Source organism: Desulfosoma sp. (genome assembly GCF_052743555.1).
Window position 1 is genome coordinate 125,277 of sequence record NZ_JBRAHS010000010.1, and the last position, 11,716, is coordinate 136,992.

Sequence of the window (11,716 nt, forward strand, 5' to 3'; positions counted from 1 at the left end):
CGAAAAAGGGGAGCGCCCTGGACTTTTCGATTGGGTCTTGGCGAACGCTTCCCTTCGGGGCAAAAACACGGTGCATCAAAGGCGCGAGCAGCTCGACAACCCTAAAGGAAAAGGGCAAGGACATGGAAATTTCGGCCGTGGGTGTGCCGGTTCGACTGATGATCTTTGTGACGGTATTGGCCCTGATGGCTGTGCTGGAAGCCGTTTTTCCGCGGCGCCGACGGTCCCAGCCCAGAACCGGCCGTTGGGTCAGCAACCTGGCCATGATCGGGTGGGGAAACCTTTTGATCCGCGCCGCTTCTCCCCTGTTGCCCATAAATGTCGCGGCCCTGGCCCATGGGAACGGCTGGGGGCTCTTGCCCGCTTTGCATTTGCCTCCAGGTGTGCAAGGAATCATTGCCGTGATGGTGCTGGACGGTGTGATCTATCTGCAGCACGTCTTGACCCATGCCCTGCCCACCCTGTGGCGCTTGCATATGGTGCACCATGCGGATCTGGATTTAGACACCACCACTGGCGTGCGGTTTCATCCCGTGGAAATTCTTCTTTCGGCCATCCTGAAAAGCGCCGTCGTGGCGGCCTTGGGAGTGCCGGTCAGTGCGGTCGTGCTGTTTGAAATCCTGCTCAACGGGTGCAGCCTCTTCAATCATGCCAACCTCAAGCTTCCGAAACCACTGGACCGGCTTCTTCGGCTCGCGGTGGTAACCCCCGACATGCATCGCCTGCACCATTCGGTGATCATTCGGGAAACCCACAGCAATTTCGGATTCTGCTTTGCCTGTTGGGATCGCCTCCTTGGCACATACAAGGCCCAGCCCGAAAAAGGCCACGACGCCATGACCATTGGGCTCAGTCAGTTTCGGGATCCGGCCCGCTTGGGCTTGAGGCATCTGCTCCTGCTCCCCATAACGGGGGATCCCGGCCGGCAGCCCATCAACCGGCATTGAGGTTTTTCGCCACAAAGGTCCAGTCGATCAGGTGATTTATGAAGGCTTGCACATAGTCAGCTCGACGATTTTGGTAATCCAGTTAGTAGGCGTGTTCCCACACATCGATGGTGAGCAGGGGCTTTTGCCCGTGCGCGACGGGGGTATCGGCATTGGAGGTGCGAACGATTTTGAGCGCCCCCGCGTCTTCCACCAACCAGGCCCAGCCGCTGCCGAAAACCCCCACTGCGGCGGTTTTCAGAGCGTCCTTAAAGGCCTGAAAGCTTCCAAAATCCTTGATGAACCTTTGCATTAAGGCCACGTCGGGCTCTCCCCCACCTTGGGATTTCATGCTGCGCCAGTAAAAGGTGTGGTTCCAGACTTGCGCCGCATTGTTGAAGATGGCCTGGTGTTCCGTTTTGCCCGCCGTCGCCTGCACGATCTCTTCCAGACTCATGTGAGCAAAGGGGGTTCCCTGCACCAGCTCTTTCAGCTTCGCGGCATACCCTAGGTGATGCTTGCCGTAATGAAAAGAAAGGGTTCTTCCCGAAAGATGGGGCTCCAAGCCCTTTTCCGCGTACGGCAAAGGGGGCACATCCCACGCTGAAGCCTCTGTCACGGACTAGGCCAAAATCGGCTTGAGTGAACCCGGCATGGCCAGCACAGCAGCTCCGACCGTTACGGCCTGAACAAACGTGCGACGACTGATTCCCGAAGGTTTCCACGTCTCCATTCAGCACCTCCATTAGCTGCGTCATGATCCACCAGACCCTCTGGACTTTTTATCCAAAGGCTTTCGCAGAATCGCCGTGCAAAGGGTCTTCAAAGGCTTTCTGTTTCGCCCGGAAAACCTGATGCACCTTTTAACCAACTTTAACGCACCATTGGCCTCCTCGCCAGACCCTCACTGGACGAAAGCCTTCGCAGAGGGGCTCACCGATTCAAATGAGCCTTGACGCCGCCGAAGGCCCAAGAAGCGCGTTCAAGAACACCATCGCTAGGAGCGGCACACGCCGCGACTTCTGATCGCGCCTTTCGGCGCTTTTAGACGATGCAACGAAAACGGCCCCGAAAAGCTCTTTTGGGACAAGCTCTTCAGGCCCTCAGCCGGTGTCGGGTTCGTCCAGAACGGTCACGGATCGAGGGGCCACACGGACGGGGGCCGGCTCCGGCAAGGGAGTCTGAGATGCTGCGCCCAGGTCCTGAAACCGCCGGGCTGCCGGCAACACGCGGCTTGCAAAGGATCCCACGGTTTGGTTGTAGGCTTTGTTGGCTTTTTCCATCTGGTGGCCAAGATCGGCCAAGTGTTTGACCATGGTGTGCAGGCGATCATGAAGCTGCCTGCCGAGCTCACTGATTTCCTGAGCGTTTCGCGCGATCTGCTCCTGCCGCCATCCATAGGCCACGGCGCGAAGCAACGCGATGAGGGTCGTGGGTGTCGCCAGAATGACCCGCTTGGCCAGACCCTCCTCAATGAGGCTTTCGTCTGCATCCACGGCGGCGCTGAAAAAAGATTCTCCCGGAATGAACATGACCACAAATTCCGGAGCCTTCTGGAACTGGTTCCAGTATTGCTTTGTAGCAAGAGCCTGCATGTGGTTGCGCACCTGAGCGGCATGCCTTTTGAGCGCCGCTTGGCGTTTTCCGTCCGTATCCGCTTCCACTGCTTCCAAATACGCTTCAAGAGGCACCTTGGCGTCCACGACGATCTCGCGGTCGGCAGGAAGCCGCACCACGAGATCCGGTCGCCATCGACCGTCTTCGCCGCTCGTGTTCACCTGTTCCGAAAAGTCGCAGTGCTCGGAAAGGCCGGCCAGCTCCAGGACCCGACGCAGAGTGATTTCTCCCCAACGCCCGCGCACGTGAGGGCGCCGTAGGGCGTTGACCAGGTTGGCCGTCTCTTTTTGCAGGCTTTGGTATCCCTCTCTAAGAAGCTTCACATGTTCTGCAAGGCCCGCATAGGCTTCCTGCCGGCTCTTTTCCAAGGCCCGAAGGTGTTCTTCAAATTTGGCCAGAGTGTCACCGAGGGGGCGCACCAAGCCGTTGATGGCCTCTTGGCGTCGACTCAGGTCACCGCGCGCCTCCGCTAAAATCTTTTCCATCGTTTCCCTGGCCAGCTGCAAAAAGGCCTGGGAACTGTACTGCAGGGTGTCTCCCGCCAGGGACTTAAAGGTATCCGAAAGATGCGCTTTGGCTTCGGCAAGAAGGGTTCTTTCGTCTTCAAGACGTCGCAGGGTTTCAGCAAGCCGAGTTTCCGCCTGGACTCTGGCCGTGCGCTCGACCGCCAAACGCTCCTGCAGGGCGGTGGCTTTTTCGCTCAATCCCTGGCACTGCGCCCGCAGCTCCACCGTAAGGCTTTCCAAGCTGGAGGCCCGGTTTTGGGCTTCATCGGCCCGCCGCTCCAGCGCCTCAAGCCCTTGAACCCAAGCGCGTCTTCCTCGGGCGGAAGCCAAGAGCCAAAAGAGGAGGCCTCCCACAAGAAACCCGGCCACAGCAGCCCACACCTGATCCATCTCCACCGTCGAACCTCCCCTGACGGCCCTCACGCCAAAGCCCCGTTCAAGCTATTTCTTTTCTGAGACCACAATGGCCGTGACATTTCGGATTTCTTCACCGATATAGGGACGCTGGATCTTGATCCAGAGTTTTGAAGTGGCAAGATCTTTTGCACCGTCAAAAATAAAGTAGGCTTCCCACAGCTCCCCTCCAAAAACATCGGACTTTCTGGGTTCGCCGGATGTTCCCGAAGCTCGAGGCATCATATATTCTGCGGCAATACCTTTGTAAAACGCGGCCACTTTCTGAAAGGAATCCGGGGTGGTGTAGATTGTGGCTTTGAGATTGGACATTCTTGCGGCTTGGGCCGCCTCGTTCGCCTCTTGCGTGGCGTGCTCATCCACCTGAGAACCGAGGTAAACCCTGAATTCTGAAGCCGATAGAAAAGAAAAAGACAGAAAAACCGCGAGCACCGTCGCATAGCATATCTTTCTCATTTTGATTCTCCTTTGTAATGATGCAAAAATTCAACGTAAAGGCGGTCCAAATTCACCTACCACTCGACGCACTTGAAAAACCACTGCTCCACCAATTCCACCCTTCTGTTTTTAATGCGCCCATCTTTCGTCTTATTCGAGGCAACCGGCGCGAGCTCCCCCACGCCATAAGCCTGAAAAAGCTTCATCCCCTCGTTCTCCTGAAAAAGCTTGACGATTTCTTTGATGCCGGGCTCGGACTCCGGCAGGCCCTCTTCTCACCACAGAGACACGAAGCACGCAAAGATATTTTTATCAGAACAAGGCGTTTAATACCGTGCTTGAGAACCGAAACGTTGCAGTTGATCAGCAATCCGAACGTCCAGCCCTCAAGCTTCAGGCAGGTGAGCACCTGGGCCTCATGGATGGGCTCGAGAGTTGCCACCGCCTTCAGTTCCAAAACAACAGCCCTTGCAACCAGGTTATCTAAGTGGTACCCGCGCAGTCAAGATGCACACTTTTATAAACAACGGGCAGCGGTACCTGCCCCTCAAATGTCAATCCTCGAAGCCGCATCTCGTGCACTAGGCATTCTTCGTCGGCCGATTGCAGGAACACAGGGCGTACGGTCTTGTGGACCTCAATGGTCGCTCCGATGATCTTTGCCGTTATCTCTTTCACTCTCTTTTAGTCTGCGTGCTCTGGGTCCTCTGCGTCTTTGCGGTGACTTCTTACACCGTCATTGTTTCCAGCACTTTTTCGTAAAGCATCAGATCCCTTTCGCTATGCAACACAAATCGTATTTTCTTGACGGATTTCAGTTTGGGAACGGCTTCCAGGACAGCACTGCACGCCACTTCCGCTGCATCTTCCACAGGATAACCAAAAGCGCCGGTGGAAATGGCCGGAAAGGCAATGGAGTCGATGCCGTGCTCTTCGGCCAGCCGCAGAGCATTGCGGTAGCAATTGGCCAGCAGTTCCGCCTCGGGCTTGTCCACCCCATAGACGGGTCCGAGACAGTGAATCACATACCGGTTGGGAAGGTTGTGCCCCGAAGTGATCACCGCTTGTCCCGGTTTGATGGGCGCCAATGGACGACATTCCTCCTCAAGCCCCGGCCCGGCGGCTCGATGAATGGCGCCGGCCACCCCGCCGCCCATCCTGAGTTGTGCGTTGGCGGCATTGACCACAGCAGTAATGCCGTGTTGCGAGGCGATGTCTCCCCTCACGCACTCAATTTCCACACCCGATATCTTTTTTGCCGTCATCCCGAGACCTCCCGTCATTTTTTTCCGATCTTTCCCATGGCGCTCCAAGTCGATCCACCGGGCCGCATCCCCTGTGGGGGGCAAGCTTGCGTGGACTGTCTTCGGCCCCTGTGCCGTGTCCTATTGTGCTTGAACCTTCCCTCCATGCATCGAACACCGGTCGGAGCGAGAGCCACCAACTCCTCCTTTGCTTTTGGTTTAGATTTTATGCCATGAACGCTGCGAATTCCATGCTTGCGTTGCTATGGAACGAGTCCTGGGAGCAAAACGGCAATCAGTGGACTTTACGTTTGAATTTTCAGCTCAAAGGCAGTAGCACTATGGAGCCTTATGGGACGCAACCTTCCGGCACCCTTTCGGGCCGGCCACTAGATAAAACCGAAGGCCCGGAGCTTTAGCCGGGAACAGTTCAGGCTTCTTGATGCCGCGAGAGCGCTGTTGCCCAGTTCCAAAGACAGTTTTTTCGGCAAGAGGACACAATCACATACTCCATTGAACGATATGCCCCACGCCACAACACATATGAAGCCCACAACCCATCCAACGGCCTTGCATCTGGTGATGCTCTTGGGCGTGGTAAGCCTTTTTGCGGACATGACCTATGAAGGGGCGCGAAGTCTCATCGGCCCTTATCTGGCCGCACTTGGAGCCGGTGCGACGGCGGTCGGCGTGGTGGCCGGTATGGGCGAAGCCATCGGTTACGGGTTGCGCATCGTCTCGGGGCTCATCACCGATCGCACACACCGATATTGGACGATGACCCTGGCGGGATACGCGGTGAACCTACTGGCCGTACCGGCCCTAGCGCTCGCGCGAAACTGGAAAACCGCCGCTGTCCTCATCATGACCGAGCGCTTCGGGAAAGCCATTCGAACTCCGGCCCGGGATGCCATCCTGTCCCATGCGGCGCATGGTTTAGGCCGAGGATGGGCCTTTGGTCTTCATGAAGCCATGGATCAGATCGGAGCCATGATCGGCCCGATCATCGTCGCGGCCGTGCTGGCGTGGAAAGGCCGCTATGAATACGGATTCGCCGTGCTGGCTCTTCCGGCATTGCTGGCTCTGGCCGTTTTGATCATCGCCCGCATCAGTCACCCTCAGCCACACAACCTGGAACCAACGATGCACACCCTTGAAGCCCGGGGCCTGCGTTCGACTTTTTGGTTTTATCTCATGGCCGTCGCCTGCATCGCTCTCGGATTCGCCGACTTTCCTCTCGTGGCCTTTCATTTGAAAACCAAAGGCATCGTGGCGGACCAATGGATACCCGTGATCTACGCCGGCGCCATGGGTGTGGAGGCTTTGAGCGCGCTCGTTTTGGGCCGCTTGTATGACCAAAAGGGCGTATCCGTCCTTGTGGTCACGATAGGGGTATCGGCGTGGAGTGCTCCCTTTGTTTTCGTGAGCGGACCGGTGCTGGTGATCCTGGGGATCGTCTTGTGGGGCATCGGCATGGGCGCGCAGGAGTCCATCATTCGAGCGGTTGTCGCCGACCTAGTTCCTTGGGATCAGCGGGCCACGGGGTATGGCATTTTCAATGCGGGTTTTGGCCTCGCCTGGTTCGCCGGCAGCGCTTTCATGGGACTATTGTACGACCGATCCTTGATGGCTTTGGCAGCCTTTTCCGTTGCGGTTCAGTTCGCTTCAATGCCCTGGCTCCATTTCGTTCAAAGAAGGCTGCCCACAACCAGGGTCGCCACGGATGCAAAACCCTGAAAAAAGCGATCGGCTCCGTCCCGCGGGCCACAAACTCCATGGTGGTCCCAAGACCCCGTCGGCGCAGGCTGAAATGATAAAGGGTCCCTCCAGGCCGGAGTGTAAAATCGTCGCGAACATTTTGAGCGCCATGGTCCACCAGCTGAGGCGCCGCCCGTTGCGCGGACTCCATTCCATGGATATTCGATTGGGTAAATGTCATGACCCCGATCATGTCTTTTTATCGCAGGGCGCTTAAAAAGCACACGGTTTTTAGCCGACTGACACGAGTCCGTAACCGACCTGGTCTGCTTTGTCCGGCACCGTCGTGAACTGGACTCGATAAAGTGAACCGCCGATGATTGATCAAGGAATCTAAACGCCAACCTTAGCCAAGGAGATCGCCATGAAACGAGCCGCGGTTTTTCTGTTTCTGGCAACCGCTGCCCTGCCGTGTGCCGCCACCGCAGGATGTATCGGTCCGGTCATCATGGGTGAATGCCAAGGTATAATCGTCCCATGGGACACCCATCCTCAAGGGCCGTCCAACATGCCTCCGGCTCCCCCTGGGTTCTACTACGACAAACGAGGCACAATGGATGAGCAGCTCAACCCCGGCTCCATCAACCCATTTACGGGAAGGGACGCCCACGATGCAGACTGGAATGCCGAATACCGGGCTCGCTGCCATGAACGAAAAAACGCCCTGGCCCGTCGAGGGATCTTCATCAACTGTCCATAGATGTGGATTTCCCGAACCGTGATCTGTACAACCTTTACGTCGTAACATAGTACGCTTGGATGAGTTATGAATCACGAGGCTATCTGCTTAAGGCTTGTGCGGGGGTAATATGAGGAAACCTATGGATGACCTCATCTGCTACTGCTTCGGCTACACCGTCTCCGATATCGAACATGATATCAAGAAGCACGGTTATTCGACGATCATGGAAAAAATCCTTTCTGAAAAGAAACAGGGCGGATGCCAATGCGCAGAAAAAAACCCTAAAGGTCGCTGATGTCTCTCCGACGTCCGCCAGGTGGTGGACAAAGTCATGGGTCGAGCAGGAAACTCCGTAATAACAACGCTATTCCCGAAAAATCGGAAGTGGTATTGAATCCCATGTCCGCATCTTGCCCGAATGTCACAACGCCTCCTCACCGCGCCATTGGAGCCGACTCGCCCCAGCCCAGGAACTCAAGCGTGAACGTCGTGAAGCATACAGGTTCCGACCTCAGTAGGGGTCGAACCTCTTCGGCCGGTTGGTCATCGGGATGGGCTGCAAGCTATCGGCGCATAGTGGCCTGTTTGGCCGCCTCATACCTGTCCCAACGGTCTTGGTCGGCCAGAACCACACCACGTCATCGCCAAGGCGGCCGGCAACGTCGCCGGTCGCATCCCCATGAATGAACTGCTGCATAGCACTTCGGCCAAACCACTGCCCAGGTCGAGCACCCGGGTTCCAGGCGCAGCGCCGCGCCGAGCGGAGCGAGCTTTTCGAGTCTCAGTGGGTTAGGGAAGTAGGCAGAGCCAGCGTGGCAGTCGGTGGTCTCGATTCCCTGAAATCGGAAGATGTGCGGACCGTGGGCGGCGAACCGTGGGCGCGCGGGCCTACGAAAAGCTGCACATGAGCCAAATTCTCAAAAATGCGGCTTTAATGAAGCGGACATCGACCGGGAAAAGGTCCTCAACCTTGGAAAACGGATTCACCCCGCTAGTGTGCAGGAAACCTTCCAGTGGTTTCTGCACAGAAGCGCCCTTGAGGAGGTCATGGGCATTGAGCCCAAGCATGTGTCCCTTTCCAGTCTGTACCGGACCTGCGATCGACGGGTTGCCAAAAAGCAAACCATTGAGCAGTCTTTGGTGCAAAAGGAAAGGGAGCTCTTCGACTGCGCTCTTCACGAAAGGATCTTTCCGACACGGAGCTTTGGAAGCTCTATAACATGCTCACCCAGGTGGAAGCGTCCTTTCGAAGCCTGAAACAGAAGCTTTCCTTGCGGCCGGTTGATCACCGCATCTCCGAGCGGATTCAGGGGCATGTTTTGGTGACCGTCCTTGCTGACCATCTCTTGTGCGTTATCCAAAGGGCGCTCCATGCCGTCGGGATCCATCATCACTGGACAACTTGACGAACACATCTCAGCGGCCAAGTGCGTGTCACCACCGGCATGGTCAACGACAAGGGGCAGGTCACCCATATTCGATATACGTCAGAGCCCGAACCGGTTCACCTAGACATGGACAATGCTCTGGGAATCCGGCCCAGGCCCCTAAATAGGCTGATGACCATCAGGTGAAAAATTTGTAGTGAAGAACCGAAAAAGCACTCCCAATGATATCAATATCATACACAAAAAAGTGGCACACTTGGGTTGGCTGTCATTTCGTCGCACATGAATCGTGCAAGTGCATCGCCCTCGACGGCGCTGCGCTTGGCGGCACAGAATCTCAAGGTCGTTTCTTTCGAAGCGGTTATGGCCCGGCCTGATTTTTCAACGACGAAACCCACGGAGTTTGCTGACTGTTTTTGGCATAAAACGGCGGCAGGCAATGTCCTCAGACGCGTCAAGGATATGTGCTTATCCTCCAACGACCGACAGCTCAAGCTGACTGGTGGAATGCTCCTGGTTCCCCTACATCAGGCATGAACGTAAATGGACACGGAAGATCAAGATAGGCTCAATGATGAAATTTGAACTGCCAAACCTTTTGAATGTTAAAGAAGCCGCGGCATTTTTGAACGTCTCGAAAATGACCATCAAGCGCTGGACCGATGCTGGAATAATGCCCTGGTATCGCCTCGGTAAAAAGAGAGAAAGGCGTTTCCGCCCACAGGGGCTGCACGAATTCCTTACCGGAGGGAAAGACGCCTCAACGCCGGGGAACGTGCCGCTTCGTTTCAGGGGATTGCGAATGCTTGACGGCTCCCATCTGACCCGTTTACACCGTGATCAAAAGGAGGCGTTGGACATGCACTTTTATTTTGTGCGCCAGGGTATTGAAAGCAAGGAAGGCTCAAGGAAGGCCTGATGTTCTGAGGCGACCTTGCCGGGATAAAACAGACTACAAAGGAGATGAACCAATGGAGTGTAAGCTGTTACATGAAGAAGACGCCTCAGGGGATGCTAGGAAACTCTACGACGAGATTTCAGCCGTCTACGGCATGGTGCCGAATTTTTTCAAAGCTCAGGCCGCGATAGACACGAGTGGGCTCGCGCGAACTGGAAACGGACACAACACACAATGCTGAAGCCAGGCGCACTTGACAGAAAAACGCGGGAAATCATTGCAATGGTGGTTTCCATGATGAACAACTGTCAATATTGTCACCTTGCGCACAAAACCATGGCGCTGATGAGCGGGGCATCCGAGGACGAGCTGCATGAGGTTCTAAAAGTGGTGGAACTGTTCCAGAGTTTCACCTCCATTGCGAATGCTCTTCAGGTGCCATGCGATATCACACCCGCCATGGCAAAAAAAATGAGCCCCAACGGGAAATGGTCCACGACCATTGTGGCCTGCGAAGTGCTTGTCCCCGAGTTGCAGGCCGCTCTGGCCTCTTGGCCACGCGTTCGGGTGATATCGGTCCCGGCAGCCTTGCACACGGATATGAATCGCCTGGAGAGGGAGCTTGACCATTTACTCGCCACCTTGCGCATGGATGATTGTGGCGATTTGTATGTTCTATACGGTAAGGCGTGTACGCCTTCCCTCGGCCAAGTTGTGCAAAAATATGGCGCTGTTTCCATCGAGGCGGGCAACTGCCTTGATTCTCTCCTGGGTCCGCTTAAAAAAGAAGCGGAGGCCGAAAGAGCCTTCGTGCTGACGCCTGGGTGGATAAGGGCCTAGCCGGCCATTATGAAGTCAATGGGATGGGATGAGGTGGACTGCCGTATAAACCTGGGAAGATATGACAAGGCCGTGGTTTTCGATGCCGGAATTCAACCTCTGACCGATGAAGAAATCCTTTGGTTTTTCGATGTTTCTGGCCTGGTTGTCGAGATACGGCATCTGAACCTTTCTTTTTTTCAGAATCTCCTCCATCGCTCCTTTCGTTTGGAGCCGCCGTTGCCTGGCCCTTTATAACGGCATCCTCTCAAGTAAAGCATGCTCCATCCCTGACCACCCTCAAGAAATATGCTCAGGCTGTCGGCTGCCATCTGGTAATCGAATTAGTTCCAAAATCTTGTCCAAGCAGTCGCTCAAACGAACGCTCGAAAAAGCTGCGTGCCGCTTAATTCTACGTTCGGTATAATAACAAACGAGGGAACCTGGAGAAAGCCAAGGTGAACCGAATAAATAGGGATGCCTTTGATAGTTGATATGGAAAAGGTCCCCCTACAGCAAATACATCAAGGAGCTACGCCTGGAGGCGGTACCTTTTGTGACCGAGGGCGGCCTGTCGGTCGCCGGCTTTGCGGCAGATGAACAGACGTTCCTTGGCGTGGGACGCATCGCCGTGCCGGGATGTGATGGCGTAATGGTGATCGTGGGAGCGCATGGACGACTCCCGCCCCATGGAGACGATGATCCGCCGCATCTTCGATTCGTTCGGATAGGTGTGGTCGCGGCATGAAATCAGCCAGTGCGGGATATGCTTGGCTTTTCCGAGGAAGACCTCGAAGAACTCCGCGGCGTTGGGGCGGGTCACGGTCTTGTGGTCGGTCTCGTAGTGCTTGGTCTTGGAGTCCTCGACGAGGGTGAGCCCCTCCCAATAGGTCATCAAGCCTTCCACGAAGTGGTAGGATTTTTCGTAATTGGTGGTCGAGAACTCCGTGGTGTAGGGCGAATTGAAATAGGCCAGGTCGGCCTTGGCCTCAGGCAGGAAATCGTTGATGTCCTTGCGGGATGCCT

15 protein-coding genes and 3 pseudogenes are annotated in these 11,716 nt (G+C 55.7%); 7 read left to right on the plus strand and 11 right to left on the minus strand.

What is annotated here, in order from left to right; genetic code table 11:
* The first annotated feature begins 122 nt into the window (after nucleotides 1-122).
* Entirely contained in the window at nucleotides 123-947 is an 825-nt protein-coding gene (locus tag ACUVSA_RS08310) for a sterol desaturase family protein (protein ID WP_445894454.1), read from the plus strand.
* Here ACUVSA_RS08310 and ACUVSA_RS08315 read toward each other — a convergent pair.
* The 7 genes and pseudogenes from ACUVSA_RS08315 to ACUVSA_RS08345 form a co-directional block, all read right to left on the minus strand.
* Nucleotides 934-1,545 (minus strand): annotated as a pseudogene (locus ACUVSA_RS08315) (superoxide dismutase). The gene ACUVSA_RS08310 and the pseudogene ACUVSA_RS08315 sit on opposite strands and share 14 nt — an antisense overlap.
* Before the next feature lie 3 nt (nucleotides 1,546-1,548).
* The gene (locus ACUVSA_RS08320) at nucleotides 1,549-1,659 is read right to left on the minus strand and encodes a twin-arginine translocation signal domain-containing protein (RefSeq protein ID WP_445894455.1); all 111 of its coding nucleotides are present in this window, start codon (nucleotides 1,657-1,659) and stop codon (nucleotides 1,549-1,551) included.
* A 370-nt stretch (nucleotides 1,660-2,029) separates the two neighbouring features.
* Entirely contained in the window at nucleotides 2,030-3,439 is a 1,410-nt protein-coding gene (rmuC, locus tag ACUVSA_RS08325; protein WP_445894468.1) for a DNA recombination protein RmuC, read from the minus strand.
* Nucleotides 3,440-3,490: 51 nt separating this feature from the next.
* Nucleotides 3,491-3,919: a hypothetical protein gene (locus ACUVSA_RS08330; RefSeq protein WP_445894456.1), complete on the minus strand. Its 429-nt coding sequence runs from the start codon at nucleotides 3,917-3,919 to the stop codon at nucleotides 3,491-3,493.
* A gap of 184 nt (nucleotides 3,920-4,103) precedes the next feature.
* Nucleotides 4,104-4,343, minus strand: coding sequence for a GxxExxY protein (locus tag ACUVSA_RS08335; RefSeq protein ID WP_445894469.1), 240 nt, complete (start codon nucleotides 4,341-4,343; stop codon nucleotides 4,104-4,106).
* A gap of 41 nt (nucleotides 4,344-4,384) precedes the next feature.
* On the minus strand, nucleotides 4,385-4,579 hold the full coding sequence (locus ACUVSA_RS08340; protein ID WP_445892971.1) for a GxxExxY protein: 195 nt from the start codon (nucleotides 4,577-4,579) through the stop codon (nucleotides 4,385-4,387).
* Between the two features lie 50 nt (nucleotides 4,580-4,629).
* Nucleotides 4,630-5,166 carry a macro domain-containing protein gene (locus ACUVSA_RS08345; protein ID WP_445894457.1) on the minus strand — a complete coding sequence of 179 codons (537 nt, stop codon included), beginning with the start codon at nucleotides 5,164-5,166 and terminating at the stop codon, nucleotides 4,630-4,632.
* Nucleotides 5,167-5,688: 522 nt separating this feature from the next.
* Between ACUVSA_RS08345 and ACUVSA_RS08350 the strand changes: the two genes are divergently transcribed.
* The 3 genes from ACUVSA_RS08350 to ACUVSA_RS08360 all read left to right on the plus strand — a co-directional run bounded on the left by ACUVSA_RS08350 (nucleotide 5,689) and on the right by ACUVSA_RS08360 (nucleotide 7,979).
* Nucleotides 5,689-6,882, plus strand: coding sequence for an MFS transporter (locus ACUVSA_RS08350; RefSeq protein ID WP_445894458.1), 1,194 nt, complete (start codon nucleotides 5,689-5,691; stop codon nucleotides 6,880-6,882).
* Between the two features lie 385 nt (nucleotides 6,883-7,267).
* Nucleotides 7,268-7,603: a hypothetical protein gene (locus tag ACUVSA_RS08355; RefSeq protein ID WP_445892968.1), complete on the plus strand. Its 336-nt coding sequence runs from the start codon at nucleotides 7,268-7,270 to the stop codon at nucleotides 7,601-7,603.
* Nucleotides 7,604-7,724: 121 nt separating this feature from the next.
* Entirely contained in the window at nucleotides 7,725-7,979 is a 255-nt protein-coding gene (locus ACUVSA_RS08360; RefSeq protein WP_445894459.1) for a hypothetical protein, read from the plus strand.
* A 40-nt stretch (nucleotides 7,980-8,019) separates the two neighbouring features.
* Here the strand turns inward: ACUVSA_RS08360 and ACUVSA_RS08365 are convergent.
* From ACUVSA_RS08365 to ACUVSA_RS08375, 3 genes and pseudogenes are all read right to left on the minus strand, one after another.
* Nucleotides 8,020-8,217, minus strand: a pseudogene (locus tag ACUVSA_RS08365) (SAM-dependent methyltransferase); the annotation flags it as partial.
* A gap of 256 nt (nucleotides 8,218-8,473) precedes the next feature.
* Complete coding sequence (locus ACUVSA_RS08370; protein WP_445894460.1) at nucleotides 8,474-8,764, minus strand: hypothetical protein; 291 nt, start codon at nucleotides 8,762-8,764, stop codon at nucleotides 8,474-8,476.
* A complete protein-coding gene (locus ACUVSA_RS08375) occupies nucleotides 8,761-8,958 on the minus strand; it encodes a hypothetical protein (RefSeq protein WP_445894461.1) in 198 nt (65 codons plus the stop codon). The genes ACUVSA_RS08370 and ACUVSA_RS08375 overlap by 4 nt, the downstream gene beginning before the upstream one ends.
* Before the next feature lie 589 nt (nucleotides 8,959-9,547).
* Here ACUVSA_RS08375 and ACUVSA_RS08380 point away from each other — a divergent pair.
* Genes ACUVSA_RS08380 through ACUVSA_RS08390 form a run of 3 tightly spaced genes read left to right on the plus strand, consistent with a single transcriptional unit; the run spans nucleotide 9,548 to nucleotide 10,711 of the window.
* Nucleotides 9,548-9,892 carry a helix-turn-helix domain-containing protein gene (locus tag ACUVSA_RS08380; RefSeq protein WP_445894462.1) on the plus strand — a complete coding sequence of 115 codons (345 nt, stop codon included), beginning with the start codon at nucleotides 9,548-9,550 and terminating at the stop codon, nucleotides 9,890-9,892.
* Between the two features lie 52 nt (nucleotides 9,893-9,944).
* Nucleotides 9,945-10,112, plus strand: a complete 168-nt coding sequence (locus ACUVSA_RS08385; protein WP_445894463.1) for a hypothetical protein — start codon at nucleotides 9,945-9,947, stop codon at nucleotides 10,110-10,112.
* On the plus strand, nucleotides 10,106-10,711 hold the full coding sequence (locus ACUVSA_RS08390) for a carboxymuconolactone decarboxylase family protein (RefSeq protein ID WP_445894464.1): 606 nt from the start codon (nucleotides 10,106-10,108) through the stop codon (nucleotides 10,709-10,711). The genes ACUVSA_RS08385 and ACUVSA_RS08390 overlap by 7 nt, the downstream gene beginning before the upstream one ends.
* A gap of 511 nt (nucleotides 10,712-11,222) precedes the next feature.
* Here ACUVSA_RS08390 and ACUVSA_RS08395 read toward each other — a convergent pair.
* Nucleotides 11,223-11,716 (minus strand): annotated as a pseudogene (locus ACUVSA_RS08395) (DNA adenine methylase); the annotation flags it as partial.